This window comes from Brevundimonas sp. KM4, from assembly GCF_000964075.1.
In the GTDB taxonomy this organism is placed as follows: Bacteria; Pseudomonadota; Alphaproteobacteria; order Caulobacterales; family Caulobacteraceae; genus Brevundimonas; species Brevundimonas huaxiensis.
Map to the genome: position 1 here is coordinate 67,560 of NZ_JZRG01000014.1, position 22,017 is coordinate 89,576.

Annotated in this window: 25 protein-coding genes; 12 read left to right on the plus strand and 13 right to left on the minus strand. The window is 67.7% G+C overall.

Annotated features, from left to right (window positions below):
• Positions 1-5 precede the first annotated feature (5 nt).
• The 3 genes from VH88_RS09175 to VH88_RS09185 are packed head-to-tail and all read left to right on the plus strand — an operon-like array spanning position 6 to position 1,740.
• Complete coding sequence (locus tag VH88_RS09175; RefSeq protein ID WP_045810982.1) at positions 6-287, plus strand: hypothetical protein; 282 nt, start codon at positions 6-8, stop codon at positions 285-287.
• Positions 284-583, plus strand: coding sequence for a type II toxin-antitoxin system RelE/ParE family toxin (locus tag VH88_RS09180; RefSeq protein WP_045810983.1), 300 nt, complete (start codon positions 284-286; stop codon positions 581-583). The genes VH88_RS09175 and VH88_RS09180 overlap by 4 nt, the downstream gene beginning before the upstream one ends.
• The gene (locus VH88_RS09185; protein ID WP_045810984.1) at positions 580-1,740 is read left to right on the plus strand and encodes an aminotransferase class V-fold PLP-dependent enzyme; all 1,161 of its coding nucleotides are present in this window, start codon (positions 580-582) and stop codon (positions 1,738-1,740) included. The genes VH88_RS09180 and VH88_RS09185 overlap by 4 nt, the downstream gene beginning before the upstream one ends.
• Here VH88_RS09185 and VH88_RS09190 read toward each other — a convergent pair whose 3' ends face one another.
• A complete protein-coding gene (locus VH88_RS09190) occupies positions 1,741-2,637 on the minus strand; it encodes a hypothetical protein (protein WP_045810985.1) in 897 nt (298 codons plus the stop codon).
• Positions 2,638-3,085: 448 nt separating this feature from the next.
• On the opposite strand from VH88_RS09190, the gene VH88_RS09195 reads away from it, so the two are divergent.
• Positions 3,086-7,957: an NAD-glutamate dehydrogenase gene (locus VH88_RS09195; RefSeq protein ID WP_045810986.1), complete on the plus strand. Its 4,872-nt coding sequence runs from the start codon at positions 3,086-3,088 to the stop codon at positions 7,955-7,957.
• A 97-nt stretch (positions 7,958-8,054) separates the two neighbouring features.
• Positions 8,055-8,522, plus strand: a complete 468-nt coding sequence (locus tag VH88_RS09200; RefSeq protein WP_017505361.1) for a universal stress protein — start codon at positions 8,055-8,057, stop codon at positions 8,520-8,522.
• Positions 8,523-8,534: 12 nt separating this feature from the next.
• Here VH88_RS09200 and VH88_RS09205 read toward each other — a convergent pair whose 3' ends face one another.
• Together VH88_RS09205 and timA are read right to left on the minus strand one after the other, a co-directional pair.
• The gene (locus VH88_RS09205; RefSeq protein ID WP_045810987.1) at positions 8,535-9,650 is read right to left on the minus strand and encodes an MltA domain-containing protein; all 1,116 of its coding nucleotides are present in this window, start codon (positions 9,648-9,650) and stop codon (positions 8,535-8,537) included.
• On the minus strand, positions 9,650-10,288 hold the full coding sequence (gene timA / locus VH88_RS09210; protein WP_045811028.1) for a TIM44-related membrane protein TimA: 639 nt from the start codon (positions 10,286-10,288) through the stop codon (positions 9,650-9,652). The genes VH88_RS09205 and timA overlap by 1 nt, the downstream gene beginning before the upstream one ends.
• A 198-nt stretch (positions 10,289-10,486) precedes the next feature.
• Between timA and secB the strand changes: the two genes are divergently transcribed.
• Positions 10,487-10,999, plus strand: coding sequence for a protein-export chaperone SecB (secB, locus tag VH88_RS09215; protein WP_017505358.1), 513 nt, complete (start codon positions 10,487-10,489; stop codon positions 10,997-10,999).
• 9 nt (positions 11,000-11,008) lie between these two features.
• Entirely contained in the window at positions 11,009-11,956 is a 948-nt protein-coding gene (locus tag VH88_RS09220; RefSeq protein WP_045810988.1) for a DMT family transporter, read from the plus strand.
• Between the two features lie 11 nt (positions 11,957-11,967).
• Here VH88_RS09220 and VH88_RS16000 read toward each other — a convergent pair whose 3' ends face one another.
• From VH88_RS16000 to coaBC, 3 genes are all read right to left on the minus strand, one after another.
• Positions 11,968-12,204, minus strand: a complete 237-nt coding sequence (locus VH88_RS16000) for a hypothetical protein (protein ID WP_197071041.1) — start codon at positions 12,202-12,204, stop codon at positions 11,968-11,970.
• A 98-nt stretch (positions 12,205-12,302) separates the two neighbouring features.
• Complete coding sequence (gene dut, locus VH88_RS09230; RefSeq protein ID WP_045810990.1) at positions 12,303-12,758, minus strand: dUTP diphosphatase; 456 nt, start codon at positions 12,756-12,758, stop codon at positions 12,303-12,305.
• Positions 12,755-13,984 (minus strand): bifunctional phosphopantothenoylcysteine decarboxylase/phosphopantothenate--cysteine ligase CoaBC, encoded by a 1,230-nt coding sequence (gene coaBC, locus VH88_RS09235; RefSeq protein WP_045810991.1) that lies wholly within the window; start codon positions 13,982-13,984, stop codon positions 12,755-12,757. The genes dut and coaBC overlap by 4 nt, the downstream gene beginning before the upstream one ends.
• A gap of 102 nt (positions 13,985-14,086) precedes the next feature.
• Between coaBC and VH88_RS09240 the strand changes: the two genes are divergently transcribed.
• Together VH88_RS09240 and VH88_RS09245 are read left to right on the plus strand one after the other, a co-directional pair.
• The gene (locus VH88_RS09240; protein WP_045810992.1) at positions 14,087-14,596 is read left to right on the plus strand and encodes a hypothetical protein; all 510 of its coding nucleotides are present in this window, start codon (positions 14,087-14,089) and stop codon (positions 14,594-14,596) included.
• A 35-nt stretch (positions 14,597-14,631) separates the two neighbouring features.
• Positions 14,632-15,501: an HAD family hydrolase gene (locus VH88_RS09245; protein ID WP_045810993.1), complete on the plus strand. Its 870-nt coding sequence runs from the start codon at positions 14,632-14,634 to the stop codon at positions 15,499-15,501.
• Positions 15,502-15,510: 9 nt separating this feature from the next.
• Here the strand turns inward: VH88_RS09245 and VH88_RS09250 are convergent, their stop codons facing one another.
• Genes VH88_RS09250 through VH88_RS09260 form a run of 3 tightly spaced genes read right to left on the minus strand, consistent with a single transcriptional unit; the run spans position 15,511 to position 17,017 of the window.
• Complete coding sequence (locus VH88_RS09250; RefSeq protein ID WP_231576633.1) at positions 15,511-15,873, minus strand: PilZ domain-containing protein; 363 nt, start codon at positions 15,871-15,873, stop codon at positions 15,511-15,513.
• A gap of 9 nt (positions 15,874-15,882) precedes the next feature.
• Positions 15,883-16,695 carry a kinase gene (locus tag VH88_RS09255; protein ID WP_082064430.1) on the minus strand — a complete coding sequence of 271 codons (813 nt, stop codon included), beginning with the start codon at positions 16,693-16,695 and terminating at the stop codon, positions 15,883-15,885.
• Position 16,696: 1 nt separating this feature from the next.
• The gene (locus VH88_RS09260; RefSeq protein ID WP_045810994.1) at positions 16,697-17,017 is read right to left on the minus strand and encodes a 2Fe-2S iron-sulfur cluster-binding protein; all 321 of its coding nucleotides are present in this window, start codon (positions 17,015-17,017) and stop codon (positions 16,697-16,699) included.
• A gap of 87 nt (positions 17,018-17,104) precedes the next feature.
• Here VH88_RS09260 and VH88_RS16255 point away from each other — a divergent pair, with 87 nt between their 5' ends.
• On the plus strand, positions 17,105-17,326 hold the full coding sequence (locus tag VH88_RS16255) for a hypothetical protein (protein ID WP_045810995.1): 222 nt from the start codon (positions 17,105-17,107) through the stop codon (positions 17,324-17,326).
• Positions 17,323-17,700 carry a PIN domain-containing protein gene (locus VH88_RS16260; RefSeq protein ID WP_045810996.1) on the plus strand — a complete coding sequence of 126 codons (378 nt, stop codon included), beginning with the start codon at positions 17,323-17,325 and terminating at the stop codon, positions 17,698-17,700. Before VH88_RS16255 ends, VH88_RS16260 begins: the two co-directional genes overlap by 4 nt.
• Before the next feature lie 46 nt (positions 17,701-17,746).
• Here the strand turns inward: VH88_RS16260 and VH88_RS09275 are convergent, their stop codons facing one another.
• The 4 genes from VH88_RS09275 to sdhC are packed head-to-tail and all read right to left on the minus strand — an operon-like array spanning position 17,747 to position 21,200.
• The gene (locus tag VH88_RS09275) at positions 17,747-18,541 is read right to left on the minus strand and encodes a succinate dehydrogenase iron-sulfur subunit (protein WP_045810997.1); all 795 of its coding nucleotides are present in this window, start codon (positions 18,539-18,541) and stop codon (positions 17,747-17,749) included.
• Between the two features lies 1 nt (position 18,542).
• On the minus strand, positions 18,543-20,327 hold the full coding sequence (gene sdhA, locus VH88_RS09280) for a succinate dehydrogenase flavoprotein subunit (RefSeq protein WP_045810998.1): 1,785 nt from the start codon (positions 20,325-20,327) through the stop codon (positions 18,543-18,545).
• A gap of 7 nt (positions 20,328-20,334) precedes the next feature.
• Entirely contained in the window at positions 20,335-20,739 is a 405-nt protein-coding gene (gene sdhD / locus VH88_RS09285) for a succinate dehydrogenase, hydrophobic membrane anchor protein (RefSeq protein WP_045810999.1), read from the minus strand.
• Entirely contained in the window at positions 20,736-21,200 is a 465-nt protein-coding gene (sdhC, locus tag VH88_RS09290; RefSeq protein ID WP_197071042.1) for a succinate dehydrogenase, cytochrome b556 subunit, read from the minus strand. The genes sdhD and sdhC overlap by 4 nt, the downstream gene beginning before the upstream one ends.
• A gap of 206 nt (positions 21,201-21,406) precedes the next feature.
• On the opposite strand from sdhC, the gene VH88_RS09295 reads away from it, so the two are divergent.
• Positions 21,407-22,000 (plus strand): hypothetical protein, encoded by a 594-nt coding sequence (locus VH88_RS09295; protein WP_045811000.1) that lies wholly within the window; start codon positions 21,407-21,409, stop codon positions 21,998-22,000.
• Positions 22,001-22,017: the final 17 nt, after the last annotated feature.

A 22,017-nucleotide genomic window follows, 5' to 3' on the forward strand; every position in this document is an offset into this window, starting at 1 on the left:
CCGCGATGGGCAGGCACGAACGGATATCGACAGATCTGCCAGCCTATATGGTCGGCGAACTGCGCGCGGCGGTGGACGCTGGAGAGTTCGCTTCGACCGACGAGGCGGTGCGAGAGGCCCTGATGCACTGGTTCATCGCGCGTTCCACAACGCCGATGGCCATGGATGAACTTCGCCATCGGCTGCAGACTGAGCGGGACGGTCCTGGAAATGACGCCGACGCGGTGTTCGACCGTCTCGAAGCCAAATACAGCGCCCTTGTCGCGGCGGATCAACTCAAGGGATGAGGGTCGTCTTCTCGCGCGGCTGCGAGACCGATCTCGAACAGATCGCCGATCATATCGCCAAGGACAACCCGCGCCGCGCCCTGAGTTTCGTCCGCGAACTTCGCGTCGCCGCCCGCGCCTTGGCGCTGGATCCCGAAAGCCGTCCCAAGGCGACCTTCGATCCGCGTATCCGCCGCTCCGTCTATGGCGCCTATAATCTCTACTACGCCGTTCTTCCGGGCGAACTCCGCTTCCTGGCCATCATTCATGGTTCGCGGGCGGATGACGCCGTTCTGTTCGATCTGGTCAAGCGATGAGCTACAAGTCCCTCTTCTCCCGCGCCCTGTCGGCGGCGCCCGGTCGGCTGCATTTCGCCGCGCATAGCCATCACCTGTGGCCCGACGCCAGTTTTGAGGCGCAGCAGCAGACCTGGCTCGACGCCAATCTGCATGCTGACCACAAGTGGGATCTCGTCTTCGGCCATGTGATTCCCGAGGCCCAGGCCCATGTTGCGGCCGAGCTGCGCCTGCCTTCGCCCGACAGCATCGTCTTTTCGTCCAACACCCACGACTTCCTGCTGCGCCTGTTTTCGGGCGTGGAGACCAAGCCGGTCCGCATTCTGGCGACCGACGGCGAATTTCACTCCTTCCGTCGTCAGGCCGAACGGTGGGAAGAGGTCGGGGCGACGGTGGTCACGCGCGTTCCGCTCGCGCCCTTCGACACCTTCGCCGATCGCTTCGTCGCCGAGGCGTCCAGGGGCGGTTACGACTGGATCGTGGTCAGCCAGGTCTTCTTCCGCACCGGGGGCCTGTTCGACCGGATCGAGGAGCTCGCCGCCCTGGCGAGACCCGAAGGCCCCTGGGTGCTGATCGACGGCTATCACGGCTTCATGGCGACCCCGACCGACCTGTCGGCGGTGGCGGACCGGGTCTTCTATGTCTCCGGCGGCTACAAATACGCCATGTCGGGCGAGGGCGTCTGCTTCCTGCACGCCCCGCCCGACTTCTGCCCGCGTCCTGTCGTCACCGGCTGGTTCGCGGAGTTCGGAGACCTGTCGGGACCGCCCGGCGGTGTTCAGTATCGCAGCGACGGCGGTCGTTTCTGGGGCGCCACCTTCGACTGTACGCCGCTGTATCGTTTCAACGCCGTGCGCCGACTGCTGGATCAGCAGGGGCTCGACACCGCCGCCATCGCCGCCCATGCGCGCGATCTGGCGACCCGGTTCCAGCAGGCCGTTCAGGGTGGACGGGCCGGGGTGTTGTCTCAGGCCGAAATCCTCAATCCCGTCGAGGGCGATGCGCCGCGCGCCCGTTTCCTCGCCCTGCGTCATCCCGACGCCCAGGCCTGGTGCGCGGGTCTGCGGGCGGCGAACATCGTCACCGATGTGCGCGAAGACGTGATCCGCTTCGGTTTTGGGTTGTATCAGGACGCCGAGGATGTCGATCGCGTGATCGCGGCCTGCCGAACGCTCTGATCAATAGAAGGTCGTGTCGTCCTGCTTGCTGGGCGCCGGGGCCGTGCGCGGCGACGGCGCCGGTCGGTTCGATGCGGGCGGGGTCGCCGGGCGGGCTTCAGGCGAGGACGGCGTCGGCGTGGTCCCGCTCGTCGGCGCATCGACCGGAGGTATCGCCGGCAAATCTGGATAGGGCATGGCCGAAGGGCGGGCGTCCTGCGCGGGCGCCGCTTCTTCGGGCGCGATCGGTTCGGCGTCGGACTGGCCCAACCGGTCCGGCGCGCCGACATCGTCGCGGATGAAGGCCCAGGCCTGCCGATCCGAGCAACCGCAGGCCTTCAGGAAGCCCTGCTTGTCGCGCCACAGGATCAGCGGATAGCTGATGTCGACGCCGGACTCTTTGAGCAGCTGGCTCAGCCGCTCGTTGAAGCGACGGCCGGCCTCGACCACGGCGGTGCGCGCCAGATTGCCATCCGCCTGCGGCACGCCGGCGGCGGTCCAACTGTTCGCCGGCGTCGCCATCCAGCGCTGATAAAGCGGCCAGTCTCGCGTCAGCCACAGCTCCGCGACCGTCGCCCGCTCCGCGGCCGTCGACTGCGCCGCGCCTTCCAGATCGGGGCGGGCGAACAGGATGTAGCGCGTCTCGATCCCCGCCGCCTTCAGCTTGGGCGCCTCGTCGCGCGCATAACGCAGGGCCGAGGCGCTGTCGCGATAGGTGACGATATACAGGGCCTGCCCCCCGCTGCCGTCCGACACCCAGGACGCCTCGTCCAGCAGTTGCTGCACCTCCGCCTGATTGCGGCTGATCGTGACCGGCTGGAACCGCGAATAGAAGTTCCAATAGGCCCAGTATCCGGCGCCGGCGAGCAGCAGGCCGACCACGGCCGCCACGATCGAACCCATCAAAAAGCGACGCATGTAATCGGGTGCTCCAGCTTCACCGTTGACCCCTCCTAACGCATAGCATCGGAATCCGTTGTCCCCCGCATCCGCCGACGTCTTCGAAGCCGCTCGGAGGCGCCAAAATGTCGCGAAAGATTCCGCCCGATGCGCTCTTGAACGGCGCAGGCGGCTTCCCATTTCCGATGTTGACGCTGCGGGACACTCCCCTCCGAACCGCAGCGAAGCGAAGCCGGCGCCCTCCCCTCCCCTCCAGGCGCCGCTCGCGCAGGCCGCCGGACTCCCCCAGTCCGGCGGCTTTCTGCTTTGTGGCGCTGCACAATAATTCCAACCTGATCACTGATCATTACAATGAACGGTCGCCGGGGGCTTCCCGAGCGACCGGACCTGGCCTAGTCAGCGGGGGTGGCGCCCCGTCGCGCCGCATCCCTTGCGGCCCTGCCGCGTCGTTCGAGACTGCTCGTCCATGACCGCCCACGATCTGCGCCAACCCGTTCAGCCGATCACCAAGGCCGCGCTGGAGGCGGCCTTCGCCAAGATCGTGGGGACCGGGCCCGGCGCAGTCGAACAGACCTATCTGACCCAGGCGCACGAAGACTATTCCGCCGATGAGACGCCCGAGCTGAGCGGCGAGGATCTGGCCGCCCTGCTCGCCGCCTCCTGGACCGCCGCCAAGGCCTATCCGACCGACGCGGCCGCTCCCGCCATTACCGTCGGCCCGCTGCATGGCGCGTCGGAAAGGGTTCTGGACTACGATCTGGTGCGCATCGTCCAGTCCGACGCGCCCTTCCTGGTCGACAGCGTCATGGGCGCACTGGCCGAGGCCGCCGTGTCCGTGCGCGCCCTGTTCCACCCGGTGGTCGAGCTGGACGGCCGCCGCCTGTCGATCATCATGCTGGTCATCGACAGCGTGCCGCAGGAGCGGCGCGACGCCCTGGGCGAGGGCCTGGCCCAAAGCCTTTCGGACGTTCACGCCGCCGTCGCCGATCATGACGCCATGACGTCCCTGATGCGCCAGGCCGTGCAGCGTCTGGAAGAGACCCCGCCCCCGGTCGATCCCGCCGTCCTGGCCGAGAACATCGCCTTCCTGAAATGGCTGAAGAGCGACCATTTCGTCTTCCTGGGCGCGCGTGACTACGACTATCCGCTGAACGCCGACGGCGACTATGAGGCCGAGGCGCCGCTGGGCCTGTCCACCGACGGCCTGGGGATCCTGGCCGACCCCGAGCGCACCGTGCTGCGCCGCGCGTCGGAACCCGCCGTCCTGACGCGCCAGATGCGCCGCCAGTTGGACCTTAGCGAACCGGTGACGGTGGCCAAGGCCAACGCCCGCTCGCGCGTCCACCGCCGCGCCTACATGGACTATGTCGGGGTCAAGCGTTACGGCCCGGACGGCAAGGCGACGGGCGAGACCCGTTTCGTCGGCCTGTTCACGTCGGAAGCCTACGACCAGCTGACGACCGAGGTGCCGCTGCTGCGTCGCAAGGTGGCCAACGCCCTGGCCCGCGCCGACAAGGCGCCTGGCAGCCACAACGAAAAACGCCTCAAGAACATCCTTGAGAATTATCCGCGCGACGAGCTGTTCCAGGTCAGCGAGGACGAGCTGCTGTCCATCGCCCTGGGCATCCTTCACCTCTACGACCGGCCGCGCATCCGTCTGTTCTCGCGCCAGGACCCGTTCGACCGCTTCGTCTCGGTCCTGTGCTTCATCCCGCGCGAGAAGTTCGACTCCGCCGTGCGCGAACGCATCGGCCAGATCATCGCCCGCGCCTGGGGCGGCCGCATCTCGGCCTGGTATCCGGAGCTGTCCGACGCGCCCCTGGTGCGCATCCACTACATCATCGGCGTCGAGCCCGGCGCCCACCCGATCCCGGACGCCGCCCAGCTGGAAGCCGACGTCGCCGAGGCCGGTCGCGGCTGGGTCGATCGTTTCGAAGGCGCCCTGCGCCGCTCGGGCGTCGAGGAAGTCGCCGTCGGGCCGCTCAGCGCCCAGTGGGCCAAGGCTTTCGGCGCCGCCTATCGCGATCGCTATGACGCCGACGAAGCCGCGACCGACCTGCAATATGTGAACCGGCTGAACGAGACCGGTCTGCCCGGCGAGGGCAAGGCCGTCGCCGTGCGCGCCTTCCGCACGCCGGACGACAGCCGCCTTCAGTTCCGCTTCAAACTGTATCGTCGCGGCCCCGCCGTGCCCCTGTCCGATGTCCTGCCGATCCTGGCCGATATGGGTCTGAAGACGTTGGAGGAATACGGCTATCCGATCCGCCCGATGGGCGAGGAGGAGATCCACGTCCACGAGTTCCTGATGGAGGATCCGCGCGGCGAGGCGCTGGTCTTCGATGATGTGAAGGGCCCCTTCGAAGACGCCTTCGCTGCCGTCTGGACCGGCCGCAACGAAAGCGACGGCTTCAACCGCCTGGTGATCGAACTGGGCGTGGAATGGCGCGACGCCGCCCTGATCCGCACCTTGGCCCACTATCGCCAGCAGACGGGTCTCGACCCCTCCCAGACGGTGCAGGAAGAGGCCCTGCGCGAATATCCCGACGTGGCGCGCGCCCTGCTGTCGCTGTTCAAGGCCAAGTTCGCGCCCCATTCTGAGGTTTCGGGGGGCGACACCGCCGACGACCGCGCGCCGGCCGTCGCCGAGCTGGACGCCAAGATCGTCACCCTGCTGCAGGACGTGAAGAGCCTGGATCACGACCGGGCCCTGCGCCGCATCGCCGCCCTGATCGGCGCGATCAAGCGCACCAACTATTTCCAGCTGGACGCCGACGGTCAGCCCAAGCCGCACATTTCGATCAAGATCGCCTCGCGCGAGCTGGACGACCTGCCCCTGCCCAAACCCTATCGCGAAATCTTCGTCTGGGCGCCGCACGTCGAGGGCGTGCACCTGCGCTTTGGTCCCGTCGCGCGCGGCGGTCTGCGCTGGTCGGACCGTCGCGACGACTTCCGCACCGAGGTCCTGGGCCTGGTCAAGGCGCAGCAGGTCAAGAACGCCGTCATCGTGCCGGTCGGCTCCAAGGGCGGCTTCTATCCCAAGCAATTGCCCCGCACGACGGACCGCGAGGCCATTCAGGGCGAGGCCATCCGCGCCTATCGCACCTTCCTGTCCGGCCTTCTGGACATCACCGACAACATCGCCGCCGACGGGTCGGTGACCCATCCGGCCAATGTCATCGCCTGGGAAGGCGACGACCCCTATCTGGTCGTGGCCGCCGACAAGGGCACGGCGACCTTCTCCGACATCGCCAACGGCGTCTCGGCCTCCTACGGCTTCTGGCTGGGCGACGCCTTCGCCTCGGGCGGCTCCATCGGCTATGACCACAAGGCCATGGGCATCACCGCGCGCGGCGCGTGGGAGGCGGTCAAGCGCCACTTCCGCGAAATGGGCAAGGACATCCAGACCCAGCCCTTCACCATGGTCGGCGTCGGCGACATGTCCGGCGACGTCTTCGGCAACGGCGTTCTTCTGTCCAAGGCGACGCGCCTGGTCGCCGCCTTCGATCACCGCGACATCTTCATTGATCCGAACCCGGATCATGTGACCAGCTGGGTCGAGCGCAAGCGGCTGTTCGACCTGCCGCGCTCGTCCTGGCAGGACTATGACAAGGCGCTGATCTCGGAGGGCGGCGGCGTCTTCTCGCGCTCGGCCAAGTCGATCCAGCTGACGCCGCAGATCAAGGCGGCCCTGGACATCGCCGAGGACGAACTGGACCCGGTCAGCCTGATCCGCGCCATCCTGAAGGCGCCGGTCGAACTGCTCTATCTGGGCGGCATCGGCACCTATGTGAAATCGGCGGCCGAAACCGACGCCCAGGTCGGGGACAAGGGCACCGACGCCCTGCGCATCAACGCCGACGAACTGCGGGTCAAGGTGGTGGGCGAGGGCGCAAACCTCGGCTTCACCCAGGCCGGGCGCATCGCCTTCGGTCAGGCCGGCGGTCGCATCAACACCGACGCCATCGACAACTCCGCCGGCGTCGACACCTCCGACCACGAGGTCAACATCAAGATCCTGGTCGGCTCGGCCGTGACCAACGGTGTCCTGCCGGCCGAGGAGCGCACGCCGCTTCTGGCCTCCATGACCGACGAGGTCGGCCTGAAGGTGCTGGCCCACAACTACGACCAGACCCTGGCCCTGACCCTGCAGCAGGCCGAGGGCGTCGGCGCCCTGGACGCCCAGCAGCGGTTCATGCAGAGCCTCTCGGCGCGCGGAAAGCTGGACCGCAAGGTCGAGGGCCTGCCCAACGACGCTCGCGTCAAGGAGCTGATGACGGCGGGCATCCCGCTGGCCCGGCCCGAGTTGGCCGTCCTGATGGCCTACGCCAAGCTGGAGCTGTCGGACGATATCGTCGCCTCGCAGGCGCCCGAGGATCCCTTCTTCGAACAGATCCTGGTCCGCTACTTCCCCGAGGCCCTGGCCCGGTTCGAGCCGGAGATGAAGAGCCACCGTCTGCGGCGCGAGATCATCGCCACCGTCATGGCCAATGAAGTCGTCAACATGTGCGGCCCGACCTTCCCCGACCGCCTGCGCGGCTCGGCGGAATGCGACACCACCGCCCTGATCATCGCCTTCGAGGCGGCGCGCCGCGTCTTCCGTCTGGACGAGGCCTGGGACGCCGTGTCGGCTCTCGACCTGAAGATCTCGGCCGAGGCCCAGATCGCCCTCTATCAGGAGATCGCCGTCGTCCTGCGTCGTCAGACTTTCTGGCTGGCCCGCCGCGCCAAGGGCGGTCTGTCGGTCCAGGCCCTGATCGACCGCTACCGCCCGATCGCCGACGCCTTGCAGGCCGAGGGCGCGCCGGTCCTGTCGCGCTTCGAACAGGGGCGTCTGGATGCGCGCGTCAAACGCTTTGCCGACCACGGCGCGCCTGAAGATCTGACCCGCAGCATCGCCATCATGCGCCCCCTCGTCGCCGCCGCCGACATCGGGGACCTGGCGCAGGAGGCGAACTGGCCGGTCGCGGCCATGGCGCGCCTGTATCACCAAGTTGGGGCCGCTTTCGACTTCGACCGTCTGCGCGCAGCCGCCGGCTCCATTCCGTCTGCGGATCATTTCGATCGTCTCGCCGTCCGTCGTCTGATCGAGGACCTGATGAACGAGCAGGCGGCCCTGACCCGCGCCGTCGCCCGCGCCTCCGATCCGTCGGTCGGCGTCAGCGAGGACGCGGCCGAGGCCTCCGTGGACGCCTGGATCGGCTCCAAACAGGCGACGGTCGAGGGTGTGCGCGCTTCGGTGGACGAGATCGAACAGTCCGGCTCGGGCTGGACCTTTGCCAAACTGACCATCGCCAATGCGACGATCCGCGATCTGGCGACGGCAGCCGTGAATGGTTAGTCGTGCTATCGGACTCGGCCGGCTTGAGCACGTGATCGCTTGACGAAGCCGTCGTCGCACGGCCTCTTCAGCCGCTGATCAGGCTGGGGAGGCCGCAATGCCGAGAAAGTTCCTCGTCGTCGTCGACGACAGTCCGGAGTTCGAGGCCGCCCTGCGGTTCGCCTCGCGCCGGGCGAAATCGACGGGCGGGCGCGTGGTCATGCTGCGCGTCCTGCCGACCGACAGCGACGCCCACTGGTCGGGCGTGCGCGAGGAAATCGAACGCCAGCAGCGCCAGGAGGCGGAAATCCTGCTGAACCGCCTGGGCGAGGAGGCGCAAACCCGTTCCGGCGCCGCGCCGGTCTTCCTGATCGAAAAGGGCGAGGCCCAGGCTGCGATCAAGAAGGTCGTTGCCGCCGATCCCGACATCAAGATCCTGGTCCTGGCCGCCGGAACCAGCTCGCGCGGCCCCGGCCCGCTGGTCTCGGCCATCATCAAACAGGGCGCGCAGATCGGCGGCCGCAAACTGCCCGTCACCATCGTCCCCGGCGAACTGACCGAAGACGAGATCGAAGACCTGGCCTAGCCGGGCAGGGGTCTAACTCTTCGGGACCAGGCGCCACATCCGCAAGGGATGGCGCACGGTCCCGGCCTCGGCCCCCGCGCGGTCCCCGCGACCCATATAGAGGTCGGCGCGCACCGGTCCGCGAATGGCCGATCCGGTGTCCAGCGCCATGGCCAGACCGCGATAGCTGGCCGTCGCGCCGCGCAGATTGCCCCCGTCGGCCTCCAGCCAGACCAGTTCGCCATAGCGCCAGTGCGCCGGGTCGACCGCGATCGCCCGCCGCTCGGTCAGGGGCACGCCCGCCGCCCCCGCCGGATGGCCGTCATCGTCGGGGTCCAGTCGGAAGAAGATGTAGCGCGGGTTCAGCGCCATGACCGCCTGCGCCTCATAGCCCCTGTGGCTGGCCAGCCAGTCCCGGATCGCATCGCCGGAGGTGCCGTTTTGCGGCAACAGCCCCTGCTGCGCCATCGGTCGGGCGATGCCCACGAACGGCTTGCCGTTGTCGGCGGCATAGGCGGCGCGGCCGCGCGTGCCGTCCTCAAACGTCAGATACCCCGACCCCTGGATCTGAAGAAAGAACAGGTCCTCGGCCCGCATCCAGGCCAGGGCCTGCTCGGGCCGAGCGGCGGATTCGATATAGGCCCGGTCGCCTGCGGCGCGGGGATTGGCGGGCTTGGGCAGGACGGGAGCCGAGAACTCGGCGTCCGGCCGACGCCGCGCCGGATATTCGGGCGCGAAATAGGAGGTCAGCAGCCCCGGTCGCCCGTCCGTCGTCTGGGCCGGGATCGCGCTGAAGCTGGCTTCGAAGAAGGCGCGCGCCTGCGACGGCGTGATCGTCATCGTCGTGGCCATGGCCTTGGCGCGTCCGCAGACCCGGCTTGCAACCGCCTCACGCGCCGCGCCGCACCCGTCCACATAGGCCCGGAAGGCGGCCAGGTGATCCTCCTGGCTCCAGCCCGGCAACACGGCGGGGCTCAGGGCGTCGGACGGCGCGGGAGGCGGTGCCGGGTTCGGCGAAGGCGTATAGGGTACCGGCCCTGTCTGCGGCCCTGTCGTCCCCGTCGGCGTCATCGGCCCGGTCGAACAGGCCGCGACAGCCAGGGCGGCCGTCAGCGTCGCCAGTCCGCCCGACTGGCCGCGAACCGCCATCAGGCGTTGGCCGGCTCGACGCGCGCCAGGACCCAGTTCGGGTCTGTCGCGCCCAGGGTGCGTTCGAAGGTCCAGTGTTCGGCCGTGCGGCGTTCCTCGACCAGCGGCTCGCCCGTCGTCGCGTCCGCCGTTTCGCCGGAAGCCTTGGTCACCCGGCTGCGCAGTTCGGCCAGGAAACGGACCTTGGCTACGGCCTTGTCACCCTCGGCGACCGCGCCTTCCAGATCGGCCCGGGGCGGATACAGGAACTCGACGGTCTCGGTCTCTCCGCGCGTCTCGCGCGCTGCGATGCCGGTCTCGAACGAGGCGAAGACGTTCGGCTTCAGCAACGGCTTCAGCGCGGCCCGGTCGCCGGCAGCGTAGCCGCGCACGATGGTCTCATAGGCCTGGCGCGCCCCGTCCAGGAAACGGGCCGGGTCGAACGCCGGATCGCGTGCCTTCAGGCTGGCGATGGAGGCCAGGGTCGCCGGGTCGATCGCTGCGACCTTGGGCGTCTCGGGCTGGGCCGGGCCGGGCGGCGCGATCTTGGCGTCTTCCTGCGGCTGACGGCCCACCCGCTTGCCCAGCACATTGTAGAGCTGGAACAGAACAAAGGCTGCGATGAAGGCGAAGACGACGACCTGGAACTGAACCGGCATGTTCAAGAGGAGATTCCTGTAGCGAACGACGGGTGCGCCAAACACTTAGTCTGGCGTGATTACGGGCTCATATAGGGTGAGGCAAGGCGAAGCGCGCCCCCAATCGCGCGCGCGACGTTGCGGCCAAGCGTCCCGGCATGGTAGTCGCGGCGCCTCATTCCGGCCTCATCGGCCCCAAACTGCGCCAAAGACCGTTTCATGACCGACGCCGCCCCTCCCGCCGAACAGCCCCAGCAAGGCGACGCCCAACAGGGCCAGCCCGCCGGCCCCGGCTTCCGCATCCTGGCGCAATACGTCCGCGACTTCTCGTTCGAGAACCCGCGCGCCCCGGAATCCCTGCGCATCGACGGCAAGCCCGCGATCGACCTGGGCGTTGAAATGGCCGCCCAGGGCCGCCCCGACGGCCTGTTCGAACTGGACCTGAAGCTGTCGATCAAGGCGACGCACGAGAACCAGCCCGTCTTCCACGTCGAACTGGTCTATGGCGGCCTGTTCCAACTGGCCAATGTCCAGGAGCAGGACATCGAGCCGCTGCTGCTGATCGAATGCCCGCGCTACCTGTTCCCGTTCGCGCGCGAGATCATCTCGGGCGCCACGGCCGACGGCGGTTTCTACCCCCCGTTCCAGCTGGACCCCATCGACTTCGCCGCCATCTACATCGCGCGCCAGCAGCAGATCGCCCAGCAGCCGGTCGAAACCGGCCAGGCCTAAGCGCGCGACATGGCCGCCGCGCGGCCTTCGCCTGATCCATCGAAAGCCGCGGGCGAGGACGTCGTCCGCGGCATTCTTCTGCGCATCGCCGCGGCCGGCTGTTTCTCCATCATGACGGCGACGTTGAAGCTGGCGTCGCAGGACGGCGTGGCGGCGCCGGAAATGCTGTTCTACCGCGCCTTCTTCGGCCTGCCGGTGGTGTTGGCTTGGGTGCTGACCCAGCCGGGCGGCCTCTCGGCCCTGTCGACGCGCCGCCCCCTGGCTCATCTGGGACGCAGCGCCCTGGGCGTCGCGGCCATTCTGTGCCTGTTCCAAACGCTGACGCTGCTGCCGCTCGCCGACGCGACGACGCTCAGCTTCACCGCTCCGATCTTCGCCACCATCCTGTCCTTCTTCGTGCTGAATGAGGCGGTCGGCCCGCGCCGCTGGGCCGCCGTCGCGGTCGGCTTCATCGGCGTGATCGTCGTCATGCGGCCGGGCGTCGGCCATTCGGTCCTGCCGCTGGCTGGCGTGGCCTTCGCCCTGATCGGGGCGGTGCTGACGGCCGGCGTGACCATCACCCTGCGCCAGCTGCGCGACACAGAGCACGTCGCCGCCATCGTCTTCTGGTTCTTCGTCGCCTGCTCGGTCGTGGGGGCGATCCTGCTGCCCTTCGTCGGCCATTGGCACGCGCTCGGCACCTTCGGACTGCTGGTCGGATCGGGCGTCGCCGGCGGCCTGGCCCAGCTGTTCATGACCGCCTCGCTGCAAAAGGCCCCGGTCGCCGTAGTCGCGCCCTTCGACTATCTCCAGATCGTCGGCGCCATCGTCTTCGGCTGGTGGCTGATGGCCGCGACGCCCACCCTCACCACCCTGGCCGGCGCCGCCCTGATCGCCAGCAGCGGCCTTTACACCGCCTGGCGCGAACACATCCGCCGCAAGGCCAGCCTCATCCAGCCGACCGCGCCGCTAGTTTAGCCACGAGCCATTTATTCAGCGCTGTCTAGCCAGACCTGAAAAATGAACTCTCTTTGCTCGCGAGACACTGCATCCAGCATCCCCTCAACCCGTTCTCTGGCCAAACGTCGGCGCTCCGGGGCAGGTTGATCATAGGCGCCGTGATCGCCGTAGATGCTGAGGTCTATTCGCGGAACCTCAAGATTTCCTGCGATCTCATAAGTTTCAATGAGATCGATCCAACCCGGCTTTGGTTGGAGCGTCGCCATGAAGGCGAGCAGGGCCTCTACACCTATGCAACGATGACCCTTGCCGCTCGATGCGTCAGCGATAGCCTTTGAAAAATCTGTCATGGGGGGGGGGAGGGTTACCGTCCCGTCGATCCGAACCCGCCCGCCCCGCGTGCGGTTTCGTCCAGCGTCTCGACCTCGATCCAGTCCGCCCGCTCATGCCGGGCGATCACCAGCTGGGCGATGCGTTCGCCGCGGCGGATGACGAAGGGCTCGGCGCCGATATTGGCCAGGATCACGCCGCACTCGCCGCGATAGTCACTGTCGATCGTGCCCGGCGCATTGGGGCAGATGATGCCGTGTTTCAAAGCCAGTCCCGAGCGCGCCCGCACCTGGGCCTCATACCCCAGCGGCAGGGCGATCTTCAGCCCCGTCGGCACCAGCGCCCGCTGACCCGGCGCCAGGGTCAGCGGCTGATCCTCGGGCACGGCGGCGCGCAGGTCCATGCCCGCCGATCCGGCCGTCTCATAGGCGGGCAGGGGCAGACCTTCGGAATGCGGCAGGCGCAGGATCTGGATGGCGGTTTCGGTCATTCGGCGGCCTTGAAATGATCAGCGATGCGGGCGGCGACGGCCCGGGCGATGGCGGTCTTGGACTGGCGCGGCCAGGTCTCGGTCCGATCGGCGGTGACCAGCAGCACGGCGTTGCCGTCCGAGCCGAACACGTCGTCGGATACGTCATTGCCCAGGATCCAGTCGCAGCCCTTTCGCGACAGCTTGGCGCGGGCATTGGCCTCCAGATCCGTCGTCTCGGCGGCGAAGCCGATGACCAGGGCCGGGCGGTTCGGACCGGGCGCGGCGACGCCGGCCAGAATGTCGGGATTTTCGATCAGGGCGAGGGTCGGCGGGCCGCCGGGTCCCTTTTTGATCTTGCCGCCGGCGATGGTGTCGATGCGCCAGTCGGCGACGGCGGCCGACAGCACGGCGATGTCGGCGGGGAGGGCGCTCTGCGTCGCCGCCTGCATCTCCAGCGCGCTCTCCACATCGATCCGCGTCACGCCGGTTGGCGCCGCCAACGCCGTCGGGCCCGACACCAGCGTCACCTCGGCCCCCAGCTCGGCCAGGGCGGCGGCGATGGCGTAGCCCTGTTTGCCGCTGGAGCGATTGGTCAGGCCCCGCACCGGGTCGATCGGTTCGAACGTCGGGCCGGCCGTGACCACGGCCTTGCGTACCTTGAGCGGTCGTCCGGCAGCGCCGGCCAGCAGCCCTTCGATGGCCTCCAGGATCGCGGCGGGTTCCGCCATGCGCCCCGGCCCGTATTCGCCGCAGGCCATCTCGCCGTCGTCCGGCCCCACCACCGCGACGCCGTGAAAGCCCGGAAAAGCCTTCAACCGCTCCATATTGGCCTGGACCGCCGGATGCTCCCACATCCGCACATTCATCGCCGGCGCAAGCAACACCCGCTTGTCCGTGGCGATCAGGGTCGTTGAGGCCAGGTCGTCGGCCAGGCCGTTCGCCGCCTTGGCGATCAGTCCCGCCGTCGCCGGCGCCACCACCACCAGATCGGCCCAGCGCGACAGCTCGATATGGCCCATGCTGGTCTCGTCGTCCGGGTGGAACAGCCCTGACCGCACCGGATGGCCGCTCAGCGCCGCCAGCGATAGAGGCGTGACGAACTCGGCGCCGGATTCCGTCAGGATCACCCGCGTCCGCCCGCCCGCCTTGGCGATCAGCCGCACCAGCTCCAGCGCCTTGTAGGCCGCGATGCCGCCGCCGACGATCAGCAGGATCTTGCGGTTCGAAAGGGGGCGATTGTCCATGCCCACGGTCTAGCCGCCGCGCGTGACGGCGTCGAGACGAGAACATTGCGCGAACAATAAAGTTGTGCTTTCGTCGCGTGCAGCGGGTATCTGGAGGGAAGAATGAGAACGCTGACGAGGGGAGGGGCCGCGCTGGTTCTGTGCGGTCTGCTGGCGCTTGCCGGCTGCGACAACAGCTCGGCGGTCGAGACGCGGGATCGGACGACCGAGGCGGCGCCAAAGGCCGGTCTTGTGTCCGAAACGATCGAGACGACCACGACGCAAGAGATCAAGCCGGGTCTGACGGTGACCCGCACCGAGACCATCGACGCCAAGACGGCCCGTCTGTTCGCGCGAAACGGCGCGGACTTCGACGCCCGAACGCCCCAGGACTATATCGCCAAGGTGAAGGCCTTCACCGCCAGTCCGCCCGCCGACGCCGAGACCGTCAAACGACCCAATGGCGACACCCTGATCTATCAGGCCTCGACCAACACCTTCGCCGTCGTGGCCCGCAACGGCTCGCCGCGCACCATGTTCAAGCCGACGACGGGCGCCGACTACTGGGCCGAGCAGAAGGCGGCGGCGCCCACCTTCGGCCAGCGGCGGCAATCGACGGGCGCGGCGGGCTGATATAGAGGGCGGGCTTCCACCAAGGATCTCGCCCCATGCCCGATACGGCCGAACCCAAGACCCCGCTGCTGAAGACCGCCCTGATCTATGATTTCGACGGCACCCTGGCGCGCGGCAATATGCAGGAGGTGTCGTTCATCCCCTCCGTCGGCATGGGCATCGGCGCCTTCTGGGAAGAGGCCGAGCGCCTGACCAAGGACGCCGACGGCGACGGCATCCTGATGTACATGCAGCTTATGCTGCATCACGCGCGTCAGAACGGCGCCCCGGTGACGCGCGAGACCCTGCGCCAGCACGGCGAGGCCGTGGCCCTGTTTGAGGGTCTGAAGGACCTCAGCTGGTTCGACCGGATGAACGCCTTCGGGGCCAAATACGGGCTGGAGATCGAGCATTACATCATCTCCGCCGGACTGGAGGAGATGATCGACGGCACGCCGATCCGCCCCGCCCTGACCCACGTCTTCGCCTCCCACTACGTCTATGACGACAAGGGCGAGGCCGCCTGGCCGGCGGTCGGCGTCAACTACACCACCAAGACCCAGTATCTGTTCCGCATCAACAAGGGCGTGAAGAACCACTGGGAGCACGAACGCATCAACCACTTCATCCCCGACGACGAGCGCGCCGTGCCCTTCGACCGGATGATCTTCATCGGCGACGGCGACACCGATGTGCCGACCATGAAGATGATGCACACCAAGGGCGGCTTCTCGATCGCCGTCTATGACCCGCGCTCGAACGAGCGGGATCAGAAGAAGGTCTATTCCCTGATTTCGGAGGACCGGGTGAACTTCGTCGCCGCCGCCGACTATCGCGAGGGCTCGGCCCTGGACCTGATCGTCAAGGGGCTGGTGGGCCGCATCGCCATCAACGCCGGCTCCATGCCCGCCGATACGGCGGACTAACCGGGCCGATCAGCGCCCCCCGGCTCTCAGCCAGGCGTCGCGCGCGGGGATCAGCCTTGCCGGCGCCAGGCCTCTCAGCGACTTGGCCCCGGTCTGTTTCAGCCCGGCCTCCTGCCCGCGCTGCCACACCACAGTGGCGGGATAGGCGACGCCCGCGGCCACATCGACCACGACCACCTCGCGCGGCAGGGCCCCGCCCCGGTCCAGCCGCAGCTTCATCCCCGCGTCCGACAGATCGACGATCAGACACGCCGTCTCCAGGCCGGGCGCACAGATGACGCCGCGTGCATTGGCGGGCCGGCGCGCGCCCATGCGGCGGTCGGGCTCGACGGCGGGCTTGGATCCAAACAGGCTCATGGTCCGATAACGCACAGATGCGGCTCAGGCGCCAAGCCCGCCTTCAAGACGGCGAACCCCGCGGTCCCGGTCCAGAGCGACGATCAGGTCCGCCTCCACGCCGCCTTTCATCATATGCCGGCTGAGGCGCTCATAATGCTGGATGAAGACCGCCAGGGCCGCGCGTCGCTCGGGCGATACGGCGTCCTGCCCCATCAATCCCGCCTCCTGCTCGCAGCGCCAGTCCAGCACGACATCGAACCCCGGCGCCTTCAGAAAGATCAGGGCGTCCAGACGCGCGCGCAGGCGGGCGTAGGGCTGACCCAAGGCCGCATCGACCGTCCTGCGCCATTGGCCCCCGACATCCTGCCGGGCCTCCAGAGTGTTGATCGGCGCAATCAGGTCCCCCTCGGCCTGCGGTGTCGCGCCGAGGCACCATCCCTCCAGCACGATGACCCGGGGCCGACCCTGCACGACAGGCCAGTCCGCCTCGGGCGCCCGATCGTCGGCCAGCTTGTCGAAACGCGGCAGAGGCGTCAGGTCGTCCGGCCCTGCCCCCTGCAACCGATCCAGCAGATGGTTCAGAAGCCCCAGGTCGTGCGTCCCCGGCGGCCCGCGCGTGGCGAACAGCGGATGCACCCGGGCCGCCATCGCCGCCCGCTCCGCCTTCGTCAGATAGACGTCGTCCAGCGACAGGCTCGCCCCGCCGAACCGCTCGGCGACGGCTTTTGCTAGGGTCGATTTTCCCGAACCCTGCGATCCCGCGATCCCCAGGATCGGCGGACCGTCCCGGCCTATCGCCTCGGTGCGCGGGTCGATCCATCGGCCGATCCTGTCGATCAGCCGCGCGTCGATCATTTCAGTGCTGGTTTTCCGGCAACCGCACGATCAGGCCGTCCAGCGCGTCCGACACCCGGATCTGGCACGACAGGCGGCTGTTCGGCTCGACCTCTTCGGCGAAGTCCAGCATCGATTCTTCCATGGCCGACGGCTTGCCCGTCGCCTCGCGCCAGGCCTCGTCGACATAGACATGGCAGGTCGCGCAGGCGCAGGCCCCGCCGCAGTCCGCGTCGATGCCCGGCACATTGTTGCGGATCGCGCCTTCCATGACGCTCAGCCCCGGCTTCACGTCGACGACGTGCTCGGTTCCGTCATGCTCGATATAGGTGATGCTGGCCATGCGCCGCTCTTATCAAGCCATGCCGCCTGCGCAAGACCGTAAGTTGGCGCCAGCATCTCTATATGGCATTATCGACCTATGAACGACATGCGCAAGATCACCGCCATTTTGCCCACGCGCCTACTCGCGGCCGCTCAGGATGCCACGGGCCAGGGCGTGACCGAAACCCTGCGCCGCGCGCTGGAAACCCTGGCGCACGCGGACTGGAGTCGCCGCATGCTGGCTCTGGAAGGCCGCGCGCCCTTGCAGGTCGATCTGGACGACCTACGCGAGGACCGGACGCCAGGCGGATCGGACCGCACGGCTTGATCGCCGCAGACACCAGCGCGGTCCTGCACTTCCTGCACGGCTTCGACGGTCCGTCCCGCCCCGCCGTTCGCCAGGCGCTGCGCGACGAACGGCTGGTGTTGCCGCCCCTCGTCCTGACGGAACTGCTGTCCGCCCCATCGCCTGAAAGCGATCTCGACGGTCTTCTGGCCGCAGCGCCGCTCGTGCCGGTGATCGACGGCTATTGGGAACGGGCGGCGCTCAATCGACGCGCGCTTGCGATGCGGGGCCTCAAAGCGCGGCTGGCCGACGCCCTGATCGCCCAATCCTGCATCGATGCGGGAATCCCTTTGATTTCCGGCGATCCCGATTTTCGGCATTTCGCCGCCCATTGCGGGCTCAAGCTGGCGCAATAGGGCGCAGAAAAAAACCCCCGAAGCGCCGCTTCGGGGGGTTCTGAAATCAGGCCGCCTTCTTGCGGCTGGGCGCGACCATCAGCTTCTTGGTCTCGGCGATGGCCTTGGCGGGGTTTAGACCCTTGGGGCAGACCTGGGCGCAGTTCATGATCGTGTGGCAGCGATACAGTTTGAACGGGTCTTCCAGGTCGTCCAGACGCTTTTGCGTGGCGTCGTCGCGGCTGTCGGAAATCCAGCGATAGGATTGCAGCAGCGCCGCCGGGCCCAGATACTCTTCCTGGTTCCACCAGTAGCTGGGGCACGAGGTCGAGCAGCAGGCGCACAGGATGCACTCGTACAGGCCGTCCAGCTTCTCGCGCTCGGCCGGGGTCTGCAGACGTTCCTTCTCGGGATCCGGCTCGTCCGATTGCAGATACGGCTGGATCGAGTCGTACTGGGCGTAGAACAGGCTCAGGTCCGTCACCAGATCCTTGACCACCGGCTGGTGGGGCAGGGGGGAGATGGTGATGGTGTTGGACGCGCATTCGTCCCAGCCCTTGGTGCAGGCCAGGGCGTTGCGCCCGTCGATGTTCATCGAGCACGAGCCGCAGATGCCCTCGCGGCACGACCGCCGGAACGACAGGGTCGGATCGATGGTGTTCTTGATGTGGATCAGGGCGTCCAGCAGCATCGGGCCGTGGTCGCCGGTCGGCACCTCATAGGTGTCCCAGCGCGGATCGGCGTCGGTTTCCGGATCGTAGCGATAGACCTTGTAGGTCTTCACGTCCTTGGAGCCCGGCGCGGCCTTGTGGACCTTGCCGGTCGTCGGCTTGGAGCCTCGGGGGAGAGTCAGCTGGACCATCTTAGTAAACCCGCGCCTTCGGTTCGATATACGCGATGTCGTCGGACATGGTGTAGTTGTGGACCGGACGATAATCGATCTGGACCTGCTCGCCCGGACGCTTCCACGCCAAGGTGTGCTTCATCCAGTTGACGTCGTCGCGATCGGGATAGTCTTCGCGGGCGTGGGCGCCGCGCGATTCCGTGCGGTTCAGGCCGCCCTCGATCGTCACCAGCGCCTGGGCGATCAGGTTGTCGTATTCCAGCGTCTCGACCAGATCCGTATTCCAGATCAGGCCGCGATCGGTGGTCTTGATGTCGGCGCCGGCCGCTTCGATGGCGCGCAGCTTGTCGATGCCCTGTTGCAGGGTCTCGCCGGTGCGGAACACCGCCGCATCGGCCTGCATCGCGCGCTGCATCGACAGACGCAGCTCGGCGGTCGGGGTCGAGCCGTCGGCGTAGCGGAAGCGGTCCAGGCGGGCCAGGTGCTGGTCGGTCTGGCTCTTGGAGGCCGACGGCACAGCCGAGGCCTTATCGACGACTTCACCGCAGCGCAGGCCGACGGCGCGGCCGAACACCACCAGGTCGGTCAGGGAGTTGGAGCCCAGGCGGTTGGCGCCATGCACCGAAACGCACGCCGCCTCGCCTACGGCCATCAGGCCCGGCACCACGCTGTCGGGGTTGCCGTCGCGCAGCGTCAGGACTTCGCCATGATAGTTGGTGGGGATGCCGCCCATGTTATAGTGCACGGTCGGCAGGACCGGGATCGGCTCCTTGGTCACATCCACGCCGGCGAAGATCTTGGCGCTTTCGGAAATGCCGGGCAGGCGCTGGTGCAGGATCTTCGGATCCAGGTGATCCAGGTGCAGGAAGATGTGGTCCTTGTTCGGACCCACGCCGCGGCCTTCACGGATTTCGATGGTCATGGAGCGCGAGACCATGTCACGCGGCGCCAAATCCTTCACGGTCGGCGCGTAGCGCTCCATGAAGCGCTCGCCTTCCGAGTTGGTCAGATAGCCGCCCTCGCCGCGTGCGCCCTCGGTGATCAGGCAGCCGGCGCCATAGATGCCGGTCGGGTGGAACTGCACGAACTCCATGTCCTGCAACGGCAGGCCGGCGCGCAGCACCATGGCATTGCCGTCGCCGGTGCAGGTGTGGGCCGAGGTGGCGCTGAAATAGGCGCGGCCGTATCCGCCGGTCGCCAGAACCACCATCTTGGCGCGGAACTGGTGAAGCTGGCCGTTGTCCAGTTGCAGGGCCGTCACGCCGGTGCAGGCGCCGTCCTGCATGATCAGGTCCAGCGCGAAATATTCGACGAAGAACTTCACCTCGCGGCGCACCGACTGGCCGTAAAGGGTGTGCAGGATGGCGTGGCCGGTGCGGTCGGCGGCGGCGCAGGTGCGCTGCACCGGGCCTTCGCCGAAGTTGCGGGTCATGCCGCCGAAGGCGCGCTGATAAATCTTGCCTTCTTCGGTGCGGCTGAAGGGCACGCCCCAGTGTTCCAGCTCATAGACGGCCTTGGGCGCGTTACGGACCAGATATTCGATCGAGTCCTGGTCGCCCAGCCAGTCCGACCCCTTGACGGTGTCGTACATGTGCCACTGCCAGCTGTCCTCGCCCATGTTGCCGAGCGAGGCGGAGATGCCGCCCTGGGCCGCGACGGTGTGCGAGCGGGTGGGGAAGACCTTGGTCACGCAGGCGACCTTCAGCCCCTGCTGGGCGGCGCCGAGCGCGGCGCGAAGGCCCGAGCCCCCGGCGCCGACGACGACGACGTCGTATTCGTGATCGATCAGTTCGTAAGCGGCCATCAGTTGATCAGGCTCCGAAACCAGCGGGCAGCGGCGCCGAGCCCAGCGCCAGCCGCACGATGAAGAAGACGCTGGCCGCTGCCAGCACCAGGAAGACGACGTTCAGCAGCAGGACCAGAAGGCCGCGCGTTCCGACGTTGGGTACGTAGTCTTCCAGAACGACTTTCCAAGCCAGGCTGACGTAGCCGAAGAAGATCACCGCAGTGATCGCCATCAGGGCGGCGTTCAGCGGATTGGCGAACCAGGCCATCGCCGCGTCATAGCCGGCGCCCGCCAGGGTGAAGCCGGTCGAGGCGACCCACAGGCCCAGCGGCAGCAGGGCCACCAGCAGGATGCGCTCGATCAGCCATTCGCCGGCGCCGTGACGCTCGGAAACCTTGACGTTGTTCTTGAATTTTGCGGCGCCGCTCACAGCGAAACCCTCCCCGTGGCGAACAGCACGACCCAGAACAGCACGGCCAGCGGGATCGGCCCCCAGACGGCGATGTTCGACAGGGCGGTCGCCGACTTCACCGTCAGCCCGTTGCCGGTGTCGTTATAGGTGTGGCGCGCGCCGTTCAGGATGAAGGAGAACAGCACGACCGTCAGACCGAAGAAGACCAGCAGGCCCAGCGGCGACCCGGCCAGATCGAGCGCGCTCTGGAACGCCTCGGGCCCGAACGCTAGCGCGCCCAACCAAGCCAAGACGAACAGCACGCCGACCGTGGCGGCGATGATCGTCGCGCGGAACAGGATCGAGGCCGTCATGGTGACGTGCCAGCGCCAGACGCCCATGTGGGGCGACAGCGGCGTGATATGTCTGTTCGGTTGAGTGACGAAGCGACCCGTCCGGTCGCTTGAGGCGCCACCCGGCGTCGGGTTGGGCTGGTTCATGCGAATGGTTCTCAAAAGCGAATGAATTCAATCGCCGTGTGCGGTTGCGAAGGCTTTTGTGACCCTGTGGGGCCGGTGTCAACGCACAGACACCCAGATCGACGGATTGTGCGGATTACGTCGGTTCCATCACGACGGATCACGTTTGCGTTCCGCGCCCATTGGACGGCTAGGCGACGCGCCGGACGATTTGGCAGGGTGGGCATATGTTGCTGCTCGCCCTGATGTCCGCCGTCGCCCTGGAGCCCGCCATCCAGACGACAGGGCTTCTGGACGCGACGCCTGAAACCTATCGCGCGCCGGCCGTCCGCCCCTATCAGCCGCCGTCCCGTTTCGGGCGCGAAACGGCCGAGGGGGACGGCGAGATCGAGCGGCATCGCCGCCCTCTGACAGCCCCCGTCGCGGTCGATGACTACGCCGGCGACTATGAGTTCAGTCCCTCCGACAGCCAGACGACCTACGATCAGGGCGTCGCCCAGGCCGCGATCGACGCCGAAGCCGCAATGGGCCCGCTGGACGGCCGCTGGCGCATCGCCCAGCCGGACGGAAAGCCCTTGCTGTCGCTGTCCCTGACTGACCGGGGCGAGGGCCGTCGGGTCGAGGGCGCCTGGCGAAGTCTGGACGCGCCGGCCGGGATCGACCGAATGGGCTTCGCCGGCCCGGTCTCGACCCAGGGTGAGGTCGTCGTCATTCCCCTGTCGGAGGGCGAACTGCATCTGCATCCGGCGTTGAATGGCTGGGCTGGAGAGTGGATCCACGACGGCCGCGCCCGTCCCGTCACGGCTTCCCGTTCAGGCTGATCTCGCCACCCCTGATC